The 22,003-nt window shown below is 61.2% G+C and carries 13 protein-coding genes; 12 read left to right on the top strand and 1 reads right to left on the bottom strand.

All coding sequences use genetic code 11. From position 1 onward, the window contains the following. The first annotated feature begins 343 nt into the window (after positions 1-343). The 10 genes from LGN10_RS05530 (at position 344) to LGN10_RS05490 (ending at position 18,216) form a co-directional block, all read left to right on the top strand. Positions 344-7,966, top strand: coding sequence for a hemagglutinin repeat-containing protein (locus tag LGN10_RS05530; protein ID WP_413227137.1), 7,623 nt, complete (start codon positions 344-346; stop codon positions 7,964-7,966). Continuing rightward, a complete protein-coding gene (locus LGN10_RS33780; protein ID WP_413227136.1) occupies positions 7,963-9,480 on the top strand; it encodes a hypothetical protein in 1,518 nt (505 codons plus the stop codon). Before LGN10_RS05530 ends, LGN10_RS33780 begins: the two co-directional genes overlap by 4 nt. Beyond that, positions 9,477-9,836, top strand: a complete 360-nt coding sequence (locus LGN10_RS05525) for a hypothetical protein (RefSeq protein WP_124859012.1) — start codon at positions 9,477-9,479, stop codon at positions 9,834-9,836. Before LGN10_RS33780 ends, LGN10_RS05525 begins: the two co-directional genes overlap by 4 nt. Positions 9,837-9,879: 43 nt before the next feature. After that, positions 9,880-10,056, top strand: coding sequence for a hypothetical protein (locus tag LGN10_RS05520; protein ID WP_221622683.1), 177 nt, complete (start codon positions 9,880-9,882; stop codon positions 10,054-10,056). Positions 10,057-10,222: 166 nt separating this feature from the next. Further along, on the top strand, positions 10,223-11,662 hold the full coding sequence (locus LGN10_RS05515) for a UbiA family prenyltransferase (protein WP_124859009.1): 1,440 nt from the start codon (positions 10,223-10,225) through the stop codon (positions 11,660-11,662). Between the two features lie 14 nt (positions 11,663-11,676). Next, the gene (locus LGN10_RS05510) at positions 11,677-12,867 is read left to right on the top strand and encodes a hypothetical protein (protein ID WP_226222106.1); all 1,191 of its coding nucleotides are present in this window, start codon (positions 11,677-11,679) and stop codon (positions 12,865-12,867) included. After that, positions 12,864-13,202 (top strand): small multidrug resistance protein, encoded by a 339-nt coding sequence (locus LGN10_RS05505; RefSeq protein WP_124859007.1) that lies wholly within the window; start codon positions 12,864-12,866, stop codon positions 13,200-13,202. Before LGN10_RS05510 ends, LGN10_RS05505 begins: the two co-directional genes overlap by 4 nt. Before the next feature lie 83 nt (positions 13,203-13,285). Then, complete coding sequence (locus LGN10_RS05500; protein WP_226222449.1) at positions 13,286-14,953, top strand: ShlB/FhaC/HecB family hemolysin secretion/activation protein; 1,668 nt, start codon at positions 13,286-13,288, stop codon at positions 14,951-14,953. Positions 14,954-15,674: 721 nt separating this feature from the next. Beyond that, positions 15,675-17,057 (top strand): amino acid permease, encoded by a 1,383-nt coding sequence (locus tag LGN10_RS05495; protein WP_226222104.1) that lies wholly within the window; start codon positions 15,675-15,677, stop codon positions 17,055-17,057. Between the two features lie 223 nt (positions 17,058-17,280). After that, positions 17,281-18,216: a universal stress protein gene (locus LGN10_RS05490; RefSeq protein WP_226222102.1), complete on the top strand. Its 936-nt coding sequence runs from the start codon at positions 17,281-17,283 to the stop codon at positions 18,214-18,216. Positions 18,217-18,726: 510 nt separating this feature from the next. Here LGN10_RS05490 and LGN10_RS05485 read toward each other — a convergent pair. Beyond that, on the bottom strand, positions 18,727-19,161 hold the full coding sequence (locus LGN10_RS05485) for a hypothetical protein (protein WP_059639465.1): 435 nt from the start codon (positions 19,159-19,161) through the stop codon (positions 18,727-18,729). 544 nt (positions 19,162-19,705) lie between these two features. Between LGN10_RS05485 and LGN10_RS05480 the strand changes: the two genes are divergently transcribed. Together LGN10_RS05480 and LGN10_RS05475 are read left to right on the top strand one after the other, a co-directional pair. Further along, positions 19,706-19,960 carry a DUF3562 domain-containing protein gene (locus tag LGN10_RS05480; protein ID WP_059574414.1) on the top strand — a complete coding sequence of 85 codons (255 nt, stop codon included), beginning with the start codon at positions 19,706-19,708 and terminating at the stop codon, positions 19,958-19,960. A 199-nt stretch (positions 19,961-20,159) separates the two neighbouring features. Then, positions 20,160-21,959: a methyl-accepting chemotaxis protein gene (locus LGN10_RS05475; RefSeq protein WP_059639466.1), complete on the top strand. Its 1,800-nt coding sequence runs from the start codon at positions 20,160-20,162 to the stop codon at positions 21,957-21,959. Positions 21,960-22,003 lie beyond the last annotated feature (44 nt).

Here is a 22,003-nt window from a genome sequence, read left to right as displayed (position 1 = left end):
TCTCATCCCGCCTCAGAATTAACAATCTGAAAACATTATAAAAATATTAATTCTTCGGAATTTTTTAAAATCTCCGGCTCCGGAGCAGGGAACGCCGATGCTCCTCGTATCGCGTTAATCTTTTCTGACAGTGTGCGGTGATTGCTTCTGCTAGCATCGCGCAGTGGATAAGAGGAGACCCATTGCGAGCGCCGTCTCGCAATCGCGACATGCATGAGAGGCGTTGTCGCTCTGACTATCCGTTGCAAGCGCGTTCAAGACCACACAGCGAATTACGTTCGGTCCTATCGACGCTGAATTCAAATAAGACTGCAAGCAGGGGCGCAGTGCGCGTCAACGAAGAATGAACAAGAAATGCTATCGGGTTGTGTTCAATCGCGCGCGGGGCGCGATGATGGTCGTTCGGGAAAACGGTAGTTCACCGCATGCAGCCGGGAATTCCAAAGGCGTGAGTGCGCCATCGCGCTTGCGTATCGTTTGGCAGCCGATCGCGATGGCTGCTGCATTGCTGTTCGGTGTGCCGTTATTCAGCTTCGCGCAAATCGCGCCGACTCCGGGCACGAGCACTCATGTAATTCAGACGCAGAGCGGCATCCCGCAGGTGAATATTGCCGCACCGTCAGGCGCTGGCGTGTCGGTGAACACGTACAACCAGTTCGACGTACAAAAGCCGGGCGCGATCCTGAACAACTCGCCGACGATCGTCAACACGCAGCAGGCGGGGATGATCAACGGCAACCCGAATTTCGGTGCGGGCCAGTCTGCGCGGATCATCGTCAACCAGGTCAACAGCAATGCGCCGTCGCAACTGCGAGGTTACGTCGAGGTTGCGGGCAATCGCGCCGAAGTGATCTTGTCGAACAGTGCCGGTATTCAGGTTGACGGCGGCGGATTCATCAATACGTCGAGAGCCGTTCTCACCACTGGCACGCCGTATTACGGCGCCGATGGATCGCTGGGTGGATTCAACGTGTCGCGCGGCCTGATTTCCGTCAGCGGTGCTGGCCTGAATGCATCGAATGTCGATCAGGTCGACTTGATTTCGCGTGCAGTGCAGGCCAATGCAGCCATTTACGCAAAGAATCTGAACGTCGTTGCAGGTGCGAACCAAGTCAACCACGACACGCTGGCGGCGACACCGATCGCTGGCGACGGTGCCGCACCCGCTATCGCGATCGACGTGAGCCAACTCGGCGGCATGTACGCGAACAGGGTCTTTCTCGTATCGAACGAGAACGGCGTCGGTGTCGCGAACGCCGGGACGATCGCGGCACAAGCGGGCGACCTGACGCTGCAATCCAACGGGCAGCTCGTACTCACGGGCAAGACGACCGCGAGCGGAAATCTGACGGCAACCGCAAATAGCGTTCAAAACAGCGGCACGACGTATGCGCAACAGAGTGCAAACGTTTCAACAGCCGGTACGTTGTCGAACAGCGGCACGCTCGCCGCACAGCAAAATACGACGGTCAGCGCAGGCAGTATCAATTCGACCGGGACGCTCGGCGCGGGTGTAAATAGCGATGAATCCGTCGGTAAAAGCGGCGATCTGAATCTGTCGAGCACCGGCCAATTGACTGCGACCGGGCAGAACGTTGCAGGTGGGAGCGCATCGATTTCAGGTGCTGCGGTGAGCCTCACGGGTAGCCAGACGGCCGCGAACGGTAACGTGTCGCTGAACGCCAGCGCCGGGGACCTGAACCTCTCGAATGCGACAACGAGTGCGCAGGGCGCTCTCAATGCGAACGCGGCGGGTGCGTTGATCAACGATCACGGCACGCTGTCGAGCCAAGGTAACGCAACGTTGATCGCAGGCGGCATTTCGAATCAAAGCGGCAAGATCTCGGCGCAAGGTCCGCTGAACGTGCAGTCGAACGGCGCGATCGCGAATCAGGGCGGCACACTGGTTTCCGAAAACGCAATGCAGGTGCGCGGCGGTGCAATCGCGAACAACCAGGGCACGATCCAGAGCGCGGCCGGAATGAATATTTCGGGAAGCTCGTTGGACAACAGCGCAGGTCGCGTGACGTCGCTGAATTCGGACGGTCTGTCCATTGCCACGACGGGGCAACTGACGAATGCAGCCGGTACGACCGCACTCGGTGCCCAAGGCGGTGTCATCGGCGGCAACGGCGGCGTGGCGATTCAATCGGGCAGCGTCGTCAACCACGGCACGGTCAGTGCGCAAACGAATCTGAATGTCGACACGCAATCGCTCGACAACGGCAGCGGTACGTTGTCGGCTGCGCAAAACGCAGTGATCAATGCGGGTACGCAGTTGACGAACGGTTCGGGCAGCATCACGGCCGGACAATCCGCGACCGTGAATGCCGCGACGCTGAGCAACGATGCGGGTTCGGTACAGGCAGCGCAGTTGTCGCTCGCGGCGACGAATTTATCGAACCACGGCGGCACCATTACACAAACCGGGACCGGCGCAATGAATGTCGCCGTCTCGAACACACTCGATAATTCAAGCAACGGCGTTATTCAGACCAACAGCACCGACCTGAACCTGACGCCCGCGACGCTGATCAACGACCACGGGAAAATCACTCACGCCGGAAGCGGTGCGCTGTCGATTTCGACCGGCGCATTGTCGAACCAAGGCGGCACGATCGCGACCAACGGTGCATTGAGCCTGAAAGCGGCGACCGTATCGAATAGCGCAGGTACGCTGGCCGCGCAGCGACAGGCAGCGCTCGACGTGCAGTCGCTCGATAACCATGCGGGCGGCTACGTCGGCGCGGACAGCATTACGTTGAAGGCTCAAGGCGCTGTCGACAACCGTGCGGGCACGCTCGAAGCGAACAACGGCGTTTCAGTGACGGCCGACAGTCTCGCCAATGATGGCGGTTCGCTCAAAAACGTAGGCACGAGCGCGCTGTCGGTTACGACGACAAATGCGCTGACGAATACGGCGGGCGGCACCATTGGCGGCAACGGGGACGTCTCAGTGTCGGCAGGCAGCGTCGATAATTCCGGTGGCTCCGTGCTGGCTGGACAAGCGCTTTCGGTGCAGTCGAACGGTGCGATCGCGAATGCAGCCGGTCTTGTTCAGGCGAACGGGAATTTGTCGCTGCGAGCACAGGGCGCGATCAACAACAACGCAGGGCAAATCGAAGCGAACGGCACGAATTCGACGCTCGCGCTGTCGGGGAGCAACGTCGACAACAGCGACGGGCGTATCGCGAATATCGGCAACGGTGCAACGACGATCGACGGCGGCGCGTCGATCACGAACACGAACGCGTCCGGCAAAGCGGGGGCGGGCACGATCGGCGGCAATGGCGATGTTACGCTGACCGCCCAAATGCTCACGAATGCACAAGGCGGTCAGACGCTTTCCGGCCACGATCTGACGTTGAACGTTGCGAATAACGTAAGTAATGCGAGTGGTGTACTGTCCGCCGCGAACAACCTCAAGCTGAACGCGGTAAACGCTGCGTTGTCGAATCAGGCCGGATCGATCCGTGCAAACGGCGTGCTGTCATTGAACACGGCATCGATCGACAACACGTCCGGCAAAATCGGCAACGACGCAGGCAGCGGCGGCAGTATTTCAATCCAGACCGGCACGTTTTCCAACCAGAACGGCGTTATCGGCAGCGATCAGGACCTGACGTTGACCGCGAGCGCGTTGAGCGGTGACGGATCGATCGTAGCAGGCCGAAACGGTACGGTGACGCTCGGGAGCGACTACACGCAAACCACGGCGAACAAGTTGCACGCAAACGGCGACCTCACGTTTTCCACGTCGGGCAAGCTGACGAACCAAGGCGTGCTGGACGCCAACGGCGCGCTGACGGTGAATGCCGCGAACGTTGAAAACCAAGCGGGCGCCGATCTGAATTCCAGCACGACGACCGTCAACGCGAACGGCGGCACGATCGATAACGCAGGTCGCATCGAAGGCGATACGGTCGCGACCAACAGCGCGACGCTGAACAACACCGCCACGATCATCGGGCGCGAAGTCACCACCAATGCGAGCACGATCACCAATACCGGTGCGGCGGCGGTGATCGCCGCAGCCGAAAGGGTGAATTTTTACGCGACCAACCAGTTTTCAAACACGGGCGGCGCGAATGTCTTCAGCGTTGGCGACATCAATATCGCCGCGAACGGTCAGCGCGATGCGAACGGGTTTCTCGCGAACCGTACGCAAAATGTCTTGAACGATCAGTCCACGATCGAAGCCCAAGGCAGCATCGAACTCGCGGCTGGCACATTCACGAACACGCGTCCGGCTCCGGTGGTGACCACTGAAACCACGAGCACGACGAGCAAGCACGAAACGAAGCGTCAGAAGTACATCGTGTGCGCGACGATGAATGCGGACCCGAACGGCGGGTGCTCGCAGGCAATGTGGGTGAACGGCTATAAGACGCCGCTCACCTCGACCTATAGCCCTTCGCAGGTTGTTTCGGAAACGTCCGGACCTAGCGCGACTGACAAGGTGTTGGTCGTGAACGTGAACGGCAAGCAGCAGACGATTTACTACAACACGCTGACGACCAACGCGGACGGTACGGTTACGGTCAACTATTGGGATGCGTACGATCCGCACGTCAACTACGTTCCGGATACGGAATACACGACGCGCAGCGATGGCCACAACGGTTATCAGCGTGTCGAAATCTGGCGCGACACGACGACCACGGTTCAGCAGGACAAGATCGCAAGCCAGGCGCAGCAAGCGCAACTCGTAGCTGGTAACAACATCGTGATGAAGAACGTCGGCACGATCAACAACGAATACAGCTCGATTGCGGCGGGCGGCTCGATCAAGATCGGCGATTCGGATGTATCCGGTAGTGCAGGCTCAGGCAGCTACGGCGGTACGGTCGTGAACAACGTCGGGCGGACGCTGTATCAGTATCAGACCGACAACATCGTATCGATGTACGCGTGGAACGAGGATACGACGCAGGATCGCGGCACGATCGTTCAGCCTTCGAAGGTGTATACACCGGTTGCCATCGGCGGCACGGGTGGCACGATCATCGCCAACCAGTCGGTGATCATCGACGCGAAGGATGTCAACAACCAGAACGTTGCCGCGCAGAATTCTTCTACTGGTGCAACCGGTGGCACGCTTGGAAACAATTCGGCCAATGGGGGCGTATCCGGTGGCAAGTTGACGCCGGTTGGGGCCGCAGGCGGCTCGTCGACACCGGTTGGCGCACAGCAATCGGTCGCGAATGCGTCGGGCGCACTGCCGATCACGTTGCCGACAAGCGGTCTTTATTCGATTCACGACGCCCCGGGCCAGCCGTATCTGATCGTGACCGATCCGCGTCTGACGAGCTATACGAACTTCATTTCGAGCGACTACATGCTCGGCCAGTTGAACCTGAACCCGGCGAGCATCGAAAAGCGCCTGGGTGACGGGATGTACGAGCAGCAGATGGTGCGCAATCAGATCACGCAACTGACGGGCCGCACGTTCTTGCCGGGCTACGCGAGTGCCGAGGATGAATATCGCGCGCTGATGACGAACGGGGCGAACTACGCAAAAGAGTTCGGCCTGGTGCCGGGGATGGCGCTGACGGCCGCGCAGATGGACGCGCTGACGAGCGATATCGTATGGCTGGTCGATCAGACGGTAACGTTGCCGAACGGCAGCACGACGCACGTGCTGGCGCCTGTCGTCTACATGGCGCAGACGCATGCGAACGATCTGCAACCGACTGGCGCGTTGATCGCGGCGGACGATGTGGAAATTCATGCGACGGGTAGCGCAACGAATTCCGGCGTGATCAAGGGTGGGACGAAAACGGTCATTACCGCCACCGATATCCTGAATCGTGGCGGTACGATTTCGAGCAGCGGCAAGAACGGCACAACGGTCGTGTCGGCAAGCAATGATGTGGTGAATGCGTCGGGGATGATCACCGGCAATCGGGTCGCAGTGTCAGCCGGTCACGATATCGTCAATACAACGTTGGTCGATACGGTTGGCGCAACCGGCACGTCGGGCGCAAGCAAGGTCAGCACGAGTCTGATCGGCCAGCAAGGCACGATCGCGGCAACGGGTGATCTGTCCGTTCAGGCCGCACGCGATTTGACCATTCACGGCGCGAATTTGTCGGCGGGCGGTGACGCACTGGTGACGGCAGGTCGGGATATCAACGTCGATACGGTCCAGTCCACGACGAACCAATCGATGTATCTGAATGATCAGCATCATTGGGAAGAATCCACGACGAAGAACGTGACGAGCGGCATCACCTCAGGCGGAAGCTTGGGGATGCAAAGCGGCAACGACATGACGCTGAAGGGCGCGACTGTATCCGCCGGAAAAGACTTGTCCGCACTTGCAGGCGGGAATTTGACGGCAACGACGGTCACGGATACCGCGAAGCTCGACAATGTGGCGGCGGACAGCAAGACGCGGAAGGAAGTCGATCACAACTACGACGAGCACGCTGTTGGCACGCAATTCACGGCAGGCGGCAATGCGGCGCTCGGCGCGGCGAGCGCCGATGTGTCGAAAGGCAACGTCACGCTGACAGGTTCGTCGCTGACGGCGGGCATGACGAACGGTGTTGAGAACGGCACCGGCGCGGCGAACATCGTTGCAACGGGCAACGTCACGGTGAACGAGGCCCGCGAGGAACACGACAAGTACCAGTCGGTGCAGGTCCAACGCGGCAGCTTCGTCAGCAGCACGAAAACCGATTCGATGCAGAATACGCAGGCGAATGTCGGCGTCGGCAGCACCGTGTCGGGTAATACGGTCAACATTCAGTCAGGCCGTGACCTGACCGTTCAAGGTAGCACGGTCGTCGGGACGAACGATGTCAATCTCTCGGCGGCGAACAACGTCAATATCACCACGTCCAAGGATACGGTCACGCAGGACAGCTACTATCACGAAACGCATTCGGGTATTGGAACCAGCGGCTTGAGCGTGAGTATCGGCACGCAAACGAAGAAAGACACGGATCATGCTTCGTCCGTCACGAACAACGCGAGCACGGTGGGCTCGCTCAATGGCGATCTGACTATCAAGGCTGGCGATACGTTGCACGTGACAGGTAGCGACTTGATCGCCCGGAATAATTTGGCCGGCGTAGCGTCGAATGTTGTGATCGATTCGGCAACCGATACCAGCAACAGGACCCATAGCGAGACAACCAGTAGCAGTGGCGTCACGCTCGGCTTGTCGGGTAGCATTGGCGATGCGATCAACGGCGCTTACCAACAAGCGCAGGCAGCGAAGAGCGGAAGCGGCGACGGTCGGGCGACGGCCCTGCATGCGATTGCAGCGGCAGGTAATGCAGCAATGGGTGTGGCCGGTTTGACAGGCGGTGCGCTTGCGGGCGGCGGTACACCGAGCATCGGCGTTCAAGTCAGCGTCGGATCGAGTCATAGCAGACTCGATACGTCAGAGAACCAGACTACGCAACGCGGATCGAGCGTCAGCGCTGGCGGCACTACATCGCTGATTGCGACCGGCAACGGCGCGCCTGGTAGCGGCAATATCACGGTGGCCGGTTCGAACGTTTCCGGCAACGATGTGCTGTTGGCCGCGAAGAATCAGATTGACGTGCAGAACACGACGAACACCGATTCGACGCGCAGTTCGAATTCGTCATCAAGCGCGAGTGTCGGCGTGTCGATCGGCACGAACGGTATCGGGGTGTCGGCCGCCATGTCGCGCGCGCATGGTGACGGCAACAGCGATGCGGTGATGCAGAACAACTCGCACGTGACCGGTGCGAATAGCGTGACGCTTGTTAGCGGTGGTGATACGAATGTAATCGGCTCGACTGTATCGGGCCGCACCGTCACTGCGGACGTGGGCGGCAATCTGAACATGCGCAGCGTGCAGGACACGACCGTCAGTAGCGCGCATCAAAGTAGCGCGGGCGGCGGCATCAGCGTCAGCACGATGGGGGGGGGAGTGCCAGCTTCAGTTCGTCGCACGGAAACGCGAACGGCAATTACGCGGCCGTGAACGAACAGGCCGGGATTCAGGCAGGTGAGGGAGGGTTCAATGTAAACGTCAAGGGCAATACGGACCTGACGGGCGCGGCGATCGCCAGCACAGCCGATCCGTCGAAAAACACGCTGACGACTGGTACGCTGACCTATCGGGATATCGAAAACCATTCGACCTACAACGCGGATAGCAGCGGTTTTAGCGCGGGCGCAGGCGTTGGTGTCACCGGGAAGTCGATCGGACCGGGATCGGTCAGCGGCGCGGGTGGCGTGACGCCGATGATTTCGCAGTCGGATAGTGGTAGTGAAAACGCGACCACACGAAGCGGCGTGAGCGTGGGCACGATCGATATCACCAACCCGGCGGGCCAGACGCAAGACGTGGCAAACCTGAACCGCGACACGTCGAACCTGAACGGAACGGTATCGAAAACACCGGACGTGCAGAATCTGCTGGATAAGCAAGCCGATACGATGAACGCTGCGCAAGCTGCAGGACAGGTCGTCGCGCAAGGCATCGGCGCTTACGCGGATATGAAGCAGAAGGAAGCCCAACACGCTGCCGATGCGGCCAAGCTGGCAGGCGATACGACGGCGCAAGCCGCCTATCAAGCCGAAGCGGATTCTTGGGACGAAGGCGGAACTAACCGACTTTATCTGCACATAGCAGGCGGTGCGCTCATCGGCGGCTTGGGTGGCGGCGGAGTCGGGAGCGCGGCGCAGGGCGCAGCGGGAGCAGGACTGGCAGCGTTGCTGGCCGATCAGACGAAGCAGGCCGCAAATGCGGTGGCCGGTGCGACGGATTCGACCCTTGCCGGGAAGGTGTCAGGGAACTTGCTCATTGGCGCATTGGGTGGGCTGGTCGGAGGAACAGCGGGCGCGGCTACTGCTTCGAATGTGAACCTGTACAACCAGTGGAACCACACGGATACGGACACGCTTGAAGAGGCCAGTGGACAAGGCACGCCCCGCAAGAAAACGACAGCGCTCGATCTGATATTTCAGAGTATAGCGAACGGGCTGAACGCGATTAGTGGGTTTGGTGGCGGTAAGCCGCCTACGGCGAGTCCGGGGCTGGTATTGGCAGGAGAGGCAGGGACAGGTGGGCAAGTTGCGAAGCCGGGTGTTGCAGGCTATGCACCAGGTGCCCCTATATTGTCCAGCGGCAACGATCAGCAGTCGAGTGACAGTGCGAATTCCGCACCGGGCCGTGCACAGTCGCGAATCAATATTACGAATGATGGTATGGATCATATCGGCGATCGCCATCTTGATCCGAATGTGAACGCAAGCCAGTTTACAATTAGTGAGAGCGACGTACGAAAGCTCCTTCAAGACCCCAACACGGTATCGACACCGATTACAAGAGAGTTGCAAAGTGCAGATGGGATTCGATACGTCAGAGAGGTTAATGTTGGGAGGCCAATTGGGACCGATAAGTTCAATAACAGTCAGCCGACATCTGTCATGACTGTCTTGACGGACAAGTTTGGAAATCTGGTAAGCGCATTTCCGGGGAAATTGAAATGAATTCGAGCAGACAGGAAGGTGCGAGAGTGATGCGGAATCAGTTGATTGAGCGATCCGCCAATCTAATTTCGGGCAATAATTCGGATGCATTGGGCGTGGCTCTGCGTGAGTTTTTTCCGGGCTTGAAACATGCATTTGTGATTAATTGGATACCGGATCAGTCTGAAGATATTTATTGGGTATTGGTTGACCCGACGAGTATTGCTCAGATTGAGATTGCGAGGGGTGAGGATGCGAAATTTTATCTGCCAAAATTGCAAATGGTCGAACTTGCCTCTTATCAGAATAAGCGGCACTCACGGGATGTTCGGGAGAAGCTAGCTATGGCGCTAGAGTTGATTAAGTCCTTGCCGTGATTTGGATGGTTACGCACTGCGCGTAGCCGAAAGAATAAAAGATATGAAGAAGAAAATTCGAGGGGCTAGCTTTGTCGCGGAATCGTTGCTTTTCGCTTCGATCTGCGCGATGGCACAGTCGGTACAGCCGCTTGAAAACGAACAACAGTCCCGTTTTCAAGGGGTGGCGAATAAATCGGGGGGTATAATTAAGCCTGACGAAATTGAATTTAAGAGGTAATTTGCGTCATGTCATGCGAGAGATTGGATTTCACGGTGGAAGCTCCCTATGTGAGTTGGGCCCGGCATCAGACATGGCCCTAGTGTTTGAGGGGAGAGTGGAAATTTTAGGCAAAAAATGACGAATATATGTAGTATGGCGCCCCGTTTAAGTTGAATCACAAGAAATGCGAGAGACCAGAAAATTTCCACTCGTGGTTGATCTTGACGGCACGTTGACAACTTCGGATACCTTGATGGAATCCGTGATACGTGTCGTCAAGCGAAAGCCTGCAAACCTACTGCGCCTGCCTTTCTGGCTCGCGGGTGGTCGCGCCGCCTTCAAGGCCAAGGTCGCAGAGCATGCCGATTTTCGAGCGGAAACAATTCCATATCGGAAGTCGCTTGTCGACTACCTCACCCGCGAACGCGAGAGCGGTCGAAAAATCGTGCTTGCAACTGCCGCACATTGTTCGATCGCTGAGCGTGTGAGTACGCATCTCGGCCTGTTCGATCGTGTCATCGCTACCAGTGGCGACACGAATCTCAAGGGGGAGGCGAAACTGGCCTGCATTCGCGAGCAGATCGGCGACGACTTCGTGTATGCGGGTGACAGCAAAGCCGACTTGCCGGTTTGGGCGGGCGCGAGAGGTGCCGTACTTGCTGGCGTTTCATCGGATGTCGGCGCGGACGTTCGCAGCCACGTTCCCATCGAACACGAGTTCACGAATGTCCGTGCAACGTTCTCCACATGGTGCAAGGCCCTGCGTGTTCACCAGTGGCTAAAGAACCTGCTGCTGTTCGTCCCACTGCTGACGGCCTTTGCATTTCTTGATGTCGACAAAGTCAGCGTGCTCGCACTGGCGTTCTTGTCAATGTCGCTTGGCGCGTCGGCAACCTACATCGGCAACGATCTTTGGGATCTGGACAGTGATCGCAGACATCCAAGAAAGCGCAATCGTCCGTTTGCGAGCGGGGTGTTGTCGATCGGTCAAGGCATCGCGTGCGCAGCGGTACTGCTGACATTGGCGTTTGCATTGGCGTCGGCGGTGTCGGCCGAATTTACCGGCATGTTCGCGCTCTATCTGCTCCTGACGACCGCGTACAGTTGGCGCTTGAAGTCAGTCGTGCTACTCGATGTGGTCGTTCTGTCATTGCTGTACACGTACCGAATCGTCGCAGGGGCAGTTGCAGCGGAAATTCTGGTGAGTCGATGGCTCCTTGCGTTTTCCGTGTTTGCTTTTCTCAGCCTCGCGCTCGTGAAACGTTGCTCCGAGTTGGTGTTCTTGCGCCAGAATGACAAAAGCGCAACGGCCGGTCGGGATTATCGAGTAAGTGACCTCGAAGTCCTTTGGCCGTTCGGCATCGGTGCTTCCCTGGCTGCGGTGGTCGTGTTTGGTCTGTTCATCAACGCCCCGGAAACGGTAGCTCGTTACACGGTTCCGCACCTTCTCTGGTTCGTGCAGATCGGGTTGATCTATCTGTTCGGTCGTCTATGGATCGCAACAGTACGGGGTGCGATGCACGACGATCCGATCGTCCATATTCTCGAGAATCGCGGTAGCTTCAGCATGCTTTGCATCATGGTGGTGATCGTGCTGGCCGCTCACTTCTTGCCAGCTCCGTGAGCGGCACAGTTCCTATGACAGAAAAAAACCAAAACCGCGTGCTGGCGTTCTGCCGCTTCGCCATCGTCTATGTGCTGCTGTTCGTATGCGCGGGAAACATCACCAACAGCATGTTGCTGAAGTGGGGTTTTCGCGACGACCAGAAAGGGGATTTCGCAACCAGCTACAGCCTCGTCGGCATGATGAACGGCGAGGCACCAAAGCCGTATGTCTATCGCTCGTCGTTCCCGCGAGCCGCAAAATGGGTAGCCGAGCGGCTTGGACAGGAAAAGCAGGAAAAGCTTTTCAAATCGATCAAACGACATGATTCGCTGCACAACGCCTATTTCACCAGTGTGCCGGACGAATATTGGACACCGATCGTGGCACTCGTCTATCACCTGACGTACATCGCGATCGTGTTGTCGACGCTGTTCGCGCTGTTGCTGGTCTACAAGCTGGCCAGACTACACGGCCTGAACTTCGGGCAATCCGTTGGCTTTCTGGCGGCGTTCGGCTTCGTCTATCCGCTCACGTTTCAGCAGGGCGGTTACTACTATGACTTTTTCGAACTGCTCGGCGTACTCGGTGCCTGCTATTTCCTGTTGAAGAAGCGGATGCTGGCGTGTACGTTGATGGTTTCCATCTTCTCCCTGAACAAGGAAACGTTCTTCCTTGTTCCGCTCGCGCTATTTTTCCTACACGAGCGTGACGTTCCGGTATTGAAACGAGTCGGTTGGCTGGTGCTGCAGCTTGTGATCTGCGTGGGCACGCGCCATTTCATCATGAGCGGCTACGACGCGAATGCAGGTGGTTTCGTCGAATTTCACGTCTGGGATAACCTGAAATTCTGGCTTAATCCCTTGTCTTACCTGTCGTTCTACAACCTGATCGGCAAGGGCATCTTTACGCCAAGTCTCGAAAATCCGCTGATGCTTGTACCGCTTGCGGTGTTCTTCGGCTCGGCGTGGCGCGCGACGCCACATCGATACCGTATCTATTTTTTTGCGGCATTCCTGCCGGTGCTGGTGTTGTTCTTCTTTTTCGGCTACCGCGATGAGGCACGAAACTTTTCGGTCGTCTTTCCCGCCATCGTGCTGATCGCGCTCCATGGCGCGAATCGATTCAATATGATTTTTGATGGAAAAACGGGCGCATCCGATGGCATCCGCACAAACACCGGGCCGCGGCCGGATGTGGCGGTCGTGACGGAGGCCGCGCGGTGAACTGGCTGATCGTCGTCGCAAGTGGCTTTTTCGGTGGTCTCGCGAGCATATTGCTCCGAGTTGCGGCTATCAAGGGAATCGCACTGGGTGAGTCGAGCGTGTTGCCATGGATCGCCCGCGGGGCAGCCATAGGCGCCTACGGAGTCGGGTTCCTCCTTTACGCAATCGCGCTGCGCAAAACAACGCTAGGCGTTGCGTATCCGGCGATGGTGGCGATTTCCATGCTCGTTGTGTTGTCGTTCACGGCGTTACACGAACACCTGCTGCGGCCGATGCAGGTCGTCGGCGCTGTCGTCATCCTGATTGGGGTCTGGATGGTCACGCGGTACGCGTAATCGAGAGAATCAAATACATGAAGAAGAAAATCCGGGGGGGGAGCCTTGTCGCGGGGTCGTTGCTTATCGCATCGACCTGTGCGATGGCACAGTCGGTACAGCCGCTTGGTAACGAACAACAGGCTCGTCAGCAGGAGGAAGCGCGCGAGCGTGAACGAATCGTTTCCGCGCCGGGAGTTCGTTCGAGTGTCGCGGCGAGTGCTGGCTATCCACATCTTCCGACCGAAACACCGTGCTTCCGCATTGATCGTTTCACGGTCGACGTTCCCGATTCACTGCCGGACGGCGTGAAAGCGCAGGGTGCGTCCGTACTGCCCATGGATCGCTTCGCGTTCGCGCGTGAATGGCTTGAGCATTACACGGGGCAGTGCGTTGGCAAGCAAGGGCTTGATGTGCTCATCAAGGCGCTGTCGCAAGACATTTTGTCGCGCGGGTACATCACGACGCGCGTGCTGCTCCCCGAACAGGATTTGTCGTCCGGTACGTTGAAAGTCTCGCTGATTCCCGGCGTGATCCGACACGTGCGCTTCGCCGATGAAAAACTGCGTGGCACATGGAAAACCGCATTCCCGACGCGCGACGGCGAACTGTTGAACCTGCGCGACCTCGAGCAAGGTCTGGAGCAGATGAAGCGCGTACAGAGTCAAGACGTATCGATGCAGATCGTTCCGGGCGATGTACCGGGCGAAAGCGATGTCGTGCTCGATGTGAAGCGTGGCAAACCGTGGACTGTGGTGGCGTCGATCGACAACTCCGGCACGCGCGCGACCGGGAAGCTACAGGGCAACCTGTCGATCGGCATCGACAACCCACTCGGGCTAAACGACATCTTCAACGTCGGCGTGAGCCAGGACCTTGAACTTGGCGACAAGCGCCTTGGTTCGCACGGCTGGAACGGCTTCTACTCGATTCCGTGGGGTTACTGGACCGCGACGTTATCGGCCTACACGAACACGTACTACCAGCAGATCGCCGGCGTTAATCAGACATTCGTTGCAAGCGGCAATTCGAAGACGATCGATTTCAAGCTTGCTCGAGTGCTTGCCCGTAGCCAGAACGACGTATTCGGCGGCTATGTCCGCTTGTCCCGTCGCTTCGGTCAGAGCTTCATCGAAGATACGGAAATCTCGCAGCAGCGGCGCAACAACACGTTCGTTGAATTCGGCCTGACCGACCGTCACTACTTCGACGGCGCGCAGTTCGACGGCACGCTGGCGTACCGACAGGGCGTCGGGGGTTTGGGCGCGCAGGACGACATTCTTGCTGCCGGCGGCGGTCCGACTTACCGCTTCAAGATGGCGGTACTCGACGCGAACCTGTCGGTGCCTTTTGCGATCGCGAAGCAGCCGTTCCGATACGTGACGAGCATCCACGGCCAATATACCGGGAACTCGCTGTACTACATCGATGACTTGACGATCGGCAGTCGCTACACGGTTCGCGGTTTCGACGGCGAAACGATGCTGGCGGCGGCACGCGGTTTCTACTGGCGCAACGAACTGCAGATGCCGATCGGACAAACCGGACAGGCGATTTATGCAGGATTGGACTACGGTCGCGTTTGGGGGCCGCAGCCGGTTGCGTTGGTCGGTACGCAGTTGGCCGGGGCGGTAATTGGCATCAAAGGCAGCGTAGCGACACGTTTCGGCGGCTACGGTTACGACCTGTTCGCCGGTACGCCGGTCTACAAGCCGTCTGGATTTCTGACCGCACGCGTGACGGTCGGATTTCAGGTGACGGCCCAATTTTGATCGGAATCGTGACGCCCGTCGCGATCTCGTGTTGTATTTCGCATAGTCGGCAATCGCGAAGTCCCGACAGCAATCGAAGCAGGAAAACAGGGAACTGACCGGCTTCCGCGGCTAAGCGAGCCATCCAGCACGGTCGCATACAATGGCCCGTGTCCTTCAGGCACCTGACCGAACGGCCGACGGTCGGCGACCTGCGACGACCTCTGTCGGTGCGCATGTCCGACGCGGCCGAAGCTGGTGGCGTCGCAGTCGCTCCCATATATCGGCGTCTGAAGATCAGAACGCGCGCGCCATCCCGCGCATTTCAATCCACAACCACTTTCACCCGCCGCGATTTTCCCCAAAATCGCCTGGCGTGAAACCGCCGATCCTCCCTATAATCCCGCCTGCATATTGCGTGTGCTTGATTGCACACATTCGACGCGCGTTCGTTCGCGCCGAAGGCGATGGATCCCGTTACGGCTCGTCACGCGCACAGCCGCGTCACGCGGGCCGCCCGGGTGTATTCCGTGAAAGGCCATATCCGTTTTCCAGGTGGCGCAGGGAAATACGGATAATCCACGACAATTCCAACCGAATTGACGCGGTATCCGTGTCGTTTCTCATTCGGAAATCGACAACGGGGATTATTTCGTTTTCGGCTGCCGAAATCGGCATGAACGGTCGCGCATTGTCATCGACACAATGACGGCGGCCCGCTCGCGGCTGCCAGGAGACGAATTTGAAACAACCACAAGACCAGCTGCACCGCGGGCTGGAAGAACGGCACATCAACCTGATGGCGCTCGGTGCGACGATCGGCGTCGGCCTGTTCCTCGGCTCGGCCACCGCGATCCGCACGGCCGGCCCGGCCATCCTGCTGACCTACCTGCTCGGCGGCCTCGCGATCTTCCTGATCATGCGCGCGCTCGGCGAAATGGCGATCACCAACCCGGTCGCCGGCGCCTTCAGCCGCTATGCGCGCGACTACCTCGGCCCGTTCGCCGGTTACCTGACCGGCTGGACCTACTGGTTCGTGTGGATCGTCACCTGCATGGCGGAAATCACGGCGGTCGGCGTCTACATGCACATGTGGGTCCCCGGCGTGCCGAACTGGATCTGGGCGCTCGTGGCGTTGCTGGCGATGGGCTCGGTGAACTTCATCGCGGTCAAACTGTATGGCGAATTCGAATTCTGGTTCGCGCTGATCAAGATCGTCACGATCGTGCTGATGATCATCGGCGGCGGCTTGATGATCGCGTTCGGTATCGGCAACGGCGGTATCGCGACCGGCATCTCGAACCTATGGTCGCACGGCGGATTCATGCCGAATGGAATCCATGGCGTGATCGCCGCGCTGCCGATCGTGATGTTCGCGTATCTCGGCGTGGAAATGCTCGGCCTCACGGCCGGCGAGGCACGCAACCCGGAGAAGTCGCTGACGAAAGCCGTGAATTCGGTGTTCTGGCGCGTGCTGATTTTCTACATCGGCGCGCTGTTCGTGATCATGTCGCTCTATCCATGGGACCAGATCGGCACGCAGGGCAGCCCGTTCGTGATGACGTTCTCGCGGCTCGGCATTCCCGCCGCCGCCGGCATCATCAACTTCGTCGTGCTGACCGCGGCGCTGTCGTCGTGCAACAGCGGCCTGTTCAGCACCGCGCGGATGCTCTATAACCTCGCGCAGCAGGGCCAGGCGCCTGCCGCGCTCGGTCGCGTGAACCCCAGCGGCGTGCCCGTGTACGGCGTGGCCGTGTCGGTCGCGCTGCTGCTGATCGGCGTGTTGCTCAACTATCTCGCGCCGCAGCACGTGTTCACGTGGCTCACGTCGGTGTCGACGTTCGGCGCGATCTGGACGTGGTGCGTGATCCTGATCGCGCAGATGCGTTTTCGTCGCACGCTGTCGGCCGACAGGATCGCGCGCCTGCCGATCCGCGTGCCGTTCTATCCGCTCGGTTCGTTCGTCGCGCTCGGCTTTCTCGCGCTGGTCGTCGTGCTGATGGCGCTCACGCCCGACACGCGCGTCGCGCTCGTGATCGGGCCGGTATGGATCGTGCTGCTCGGCATCGCGTACGCGCTGTTCCATGCGAACCGTCCGGCCGAGTCGATGCCGACGAAGTCGTAAGCCGCGCGGGCAGGATGCCGCGCGACCGTTCGCGATCATTGATCGCGATCATGCACGCGCGGGCCGGACGGCCTATGCTGAACGAACGCATTGCTTGTCCGCGCTTCGCGTGGCACCGCGCCGGTCCCCGCGACCGCGGCGGCAGTCCGGCCGCCGCGTGCCGCTACCGCGCGAAGCGCCCGTCGTCGTTCAGCGACGACGTGCACGCACGGAGGCCTTCGCCATGCAGCCTGCCCAGCCCATCCCGACGCTCGCGCGGATCGCGCTGGCCGTCGATTCGACACCCGAATCGTTGACCGCCGCGCGTTACGTGCGCACGCTGATGCGTCCCGGCATGCGATTGCGCATCATTTGCGCGGTCGACAATCCGCGTCTCGTGCTGCCCGACATTCCGCGCATCGACGCGCTACTGACGTCCGCGCGCGAGGACATGATGCGCGAAGCGCAGGCTACCGGCGAGCGGATCGCGGCGCTGTTCGACGACAGCGACATCGAAGTCGAACTGGCGGTCATCGATACGTCGGTCACGGGCGGCTCGGTGGCGGACGCGCTGGTGAACGATACGTCGACGTGGCATGCGGACGTGCTGGTGATCGGCGCGAATCCGCATCACCGGCTGTTGCGGCTCGTCGAAGGCGCGATGTCGGACATGCTGACGAAACGCGCGCGCTGCGCGCTGCTGATCGTGCCGGGCACCTATGGACGGCCGTCGGACGGCACGCTGCAGCGGCTGATGTTCGCGGTCGACGGCAGCGAGCCGTCGCTGCACGCGGTGCGCGTCGGCCTCGGCTTCGCGGCGCCGACGACGTTGCTGTATGCGGCGTACGTGATCGATCGCGCGGTTCGTCTGACGGATGTCGTGCCGGTACGCGCGCTCGAGGATGCATACCGCGCGGAGGGCGAGGATGCGCTCGCGAAGGTCGGCCCGCTGTTCCATGCGACGGGCAATCCGACCAAGCGCGCCATCGTCGAAACGCGTCCGACCAGCGACGACGTGGCCCATGCGCTGATGCGCGATGCCGTGCACTGGCGGGCGGAGCTGCTGGTGGTCGGCACGCATGGCCGTCGCGGCATCGCCGCCTGGCTGATCGGCAGCGTCGCGCGGCGGGTCGCGCATCTCGCGGAAGTGCCCGTGCTGCTGGTGCGCGGCGCGGACTGAGTCGCGCATCGTGACGGTGGAAGCGGTTCTGGATTGACCTGCATCAGAAACGCCGCGCATATCGCGTGAGACAGTGATGGAACATCCTGCGACGCGGCCGGTCTGCCGTGCAGGCGCGTTCCTGGCCGCGCCTGCATGCGAGTGGCGATCACGGTCGCACGCGCCGCCGTCACATGTCACATCGTTTCAGGAATCGCGCCACGTATTTGTCCGGCGCGTCATCCGACCGGGAACTCTCTGGCACGAGGGTAGGCAACCGACGGTTGCCTTGGAGGACGGGCGGGGTGGAAGTCACCCCGTCCGCTTTCCGCGTGGCCCCGTCGAATTCACTTCCCCGAACGAATGGTTTGGAACGCGGCTGCGTCGAGCGGCGCGTCGTCGCGCGCGGTCACCTCGATACGGATCGCGGCGAGCATGGCGGATGCACGGCGCGACGCCGGCGTGGCGGCCGGGTCGTGATGCGCGCAACCATTGCATGGCCCCGTGCCGCGCATCGGTTACGTGCGCGGATCAGAGGGTACGAAGAATCGATCGCAGGTCGTGCCGGCGGCCCGCGCCGCGTCGTACCCGCCCATGCGGACGCACGACATGCAGCGGCGCGCATGCGCTGCACGTGCGGCTGCGCAAACGATTCGCATGCGGCCAGCCCGGGCGCGCCTTGCGACGCGGCTCCGATGCGGCCGGCGCGTCGGCCGCGTTTCGCGCACACAGTGCCGCGGCGAACCGCTGCAGTGCGAGGACCGAGCCCGCGACGCTCTGATACTTTTCGCGGCCGATCTGTCCGTCCAGCGTGACGAGCAATCCGGCCTCGCGTGCGAGCGCGAGCAAGGTGTCGAGGTCGTCGGACGGACGATTGCCGGCCGACGCGGCCCGGTCGGGCAGGGCGCGCGCGTTGCCCGACGTGCGCCGCTGGCCGTCCCGGCCCGGTAAGTTGCGATGTGCCATGGTTGGTCTCCTGCGCGGAACCCCGCGTGCCGGCTCGGTGGCCGGCTGAGCGATGTTCCGGTATGAACGCCTGGTTCATGTGATCAGTATCGTGTGGCGGCGGCGCGCTGCCAAGCGGTGCGTGCTGAAGTCGTTGTCAGGAAATGGCGCGACACGTATCGGAATCCGCTGACACACGTGGCGGCCGACCGGCCGATTCGGCGCGTTCGTTCGACGAATGGACGGTACGCGCGCGGCGCTGCTTGACGCATGATTTCGGCCGGTCTAAGTTCGCGTCTGCACCGGCGTCGCATGGCGTTCCACCTGCCGTCCGTCGCCAGTGCCGCGCCCCGGGGTGGCGTGGCAGGGTTTCCGGTGTCGTTCGCAGGCCATGTGCCCCGCGAACTTCGCGGGGCCGGTCCGGAAACGGATCGGCGCGGCGGCACGCAACGTGCCGTTGATCGCGCGCAAACACGCGCCGGCGCATCGTACGCCGCGCGTCCATCCAGTCTTAAGCTTCCAGTACCGTCATCCGTTTCGTTCCTCGACCGCCAGGAGTCCGTCGATGTCCAAGGACAATTTGCTCGATTCACTGAAGGAAGCCGCCGAACGGCGCGCGATCGGCGCGGATCAGCTGCGTGCGATGCTCGACGACGAAGTGCGCGCGCTGTCGTCGGGCGCGCGCGTGCACGACTACATCCACGTATTCGCGATCCGCCATCTGCGTGAGCGGATGCGCCAGAAGGACGACCTCGACCGCGATACGCGCGCCGATGCGGCACCCGCGGACACCGATCCGCGGCCGAGCCGTCGACTGTAGCGGATGGCGGCCGGTTGGGGGCCAGGCGCACGGCGCGCCCGTCGCGCCAGCCATCCTGACGGTCCGCCGACAGTCGCCGGCGCCTTTCGTCATATGTTTCACTGAATCGTCACGACGACCTCAAGAAAGTGGTGCGATTTGCCGTTTACCCGGTGAATTCGTCCACCGGGCGTTCGCCCGCTCTTACCGAGTCGTTGCCATGTTTTCGTCCATTCGCGCCCGCATTCTCGCCGCGTGCGTCTCCATCGTCGTATTCGCGCTCGTCGCCACGACCCTGATCAACTATTTCATCGCACGCTCGTACAACGACGACGCGATCGACCGCAACCTGGTCTCAGTCGCGAGCGGCCACGTGGTGGGGATCGCCGACTGGGTCGCGACCCGCAGCCGGATGATCGCGTCGCTGCAGGATGCCGCGCTGACGCCCGATCCGCTGCCGGTGTTCAAGCAGATGGCCGCGGCCGGCGGCTTCACGAACGTCTATGCCGGTTATGCGGACAAGGCGTTCCACTTCTCCGACCCGACCGGCATCCCGCCCGACTACGACCCGACCGGCCGCCCGTGGTACAAGCAGGCCGCGCAGGCCGGCAAGCCGGTCGTCACGCCGCCGTACGTCGATGCCGGCACCGGCAACCTCGTCGTCACGTTCGCGGTGCCGATCCTGCGCGACGGCGCGCTGAAGGGCGTGGTCGCCGCGGACCTGTCGATGGACAGCGTGATCGCCAACGTCAAGTCGATCCGCCCGACGCCGGCGAGCTTCGGGATGCTGATCGACAGCAGCGGCCACGTCGTCGCGCACCCGGATGCGAAGCTCACGCTGAAGCCGGTCGCCGACGTATCGCCCGAACTCGGTTCGCTGGGCGTCGCGTCGATCGCGGCGGCGAACGCGCCGGTCGAGGTCGGCGTCGGCGGCGACGCGAAGCTCGTGCGCGCGAAACCCGTGCCGGGCACCGACTGGTACGCGCTGGTGCTGCTCGACAAGGCCGAAGCGACGGCCGGCATGCGTTCGCTGCTGACCGCGTCGCTGATTACGCTGATCGTGATCGTCGGCGTGGCGTCGCTGATCATCGGCGCGATCACCACGACGGCATTCCGCCGCCTGTCGCAGGTGCGCCAGGCGATGGCCGCGATCGGCTCGGGCGCCGGCGACCTGACGCAGCGCCTGCCGGCCGCCGGCCGCGACGAAGTGGCCGACATCGCGCGCTCGTTCAACAGCTTCGTCGACAAGCTGAACGACGTGATGCGCCAGATCCGCGACGCGAGCGAATCGGTGCGCACGGCCGCGAACGAGATCGCGGCCGGCAACCAGGACCTGTCGTCGCGTACCGAATCGGCGGCGGCGAGCCTCGAGCAAACCGCGGCGTCGATGGAAGAGATCACCGCGACCGTCGGGCAGTCGGCCGCCGCCGCCAGCCAGGCCGACGAACGCGCGGCGGCCGCGTCGCGGATCGCGTCGCACGGCGGCGTGGTCGTGTCGGACGTCGTCGCGACGATGGGGAAGATCGAGGAAGCGTCGGGCCGGATCGGCGACATCATCGGCGTGATCGACGGGATCGCGTTCCAGACCAACATCCTCGCGCTGAACGCGGCCGTCGAAGCGGCGCGGGCGGGCGAGCAGGGCCGCGGCTTCGCGGTCGTCGCGCAGGAAGTGCGCAGCCTCGCGCAACGCAGCGCGCAGGCCGCGCGCGAAGTGAAGGTGCTGGTGGAATCGACGGTTGCGAGCGTGTCGGCCGGGTCCGGGCAGGTACGCCAGGCCGGCGACACGATGCGCGAGATCGTGTCCAACGTGGCGAACGTGACGACCATCATCTCCGAGATCACGCACGCGGCGAACGAGCAGACGCGCGGTATTCAGGAAGTGAACCGCGCGGTCAGCCAGCTCGACGAAATGGTGCAGCAGAACGCGGCGCTCGTCGAACAGTCGACGGCGGCGGCGACCGCGCTGCAGTCGCAGGCGAATGCGCTGGCGACGACGGTCGGGCAGTTCAAGGTCGCCTGACGCGCCCCGTGGCCGGGTGGCTCGCGGCCCGCGCCATGCGGGCC

The sequence above is a fragment of the Burkholderia sp. AU32262 genome (assembly GCF_020419985.1).
Taxonomy (GTDB): Bacteria; Pseudomonadota; Gammaproteobacteria; order Burkholderiales; family Burkholderiaceae; genus Burkholderia; species Burkholderia semiarida.
This window is presented reverse-complemented; position numbering and strand designations above follow the sequence as displayed.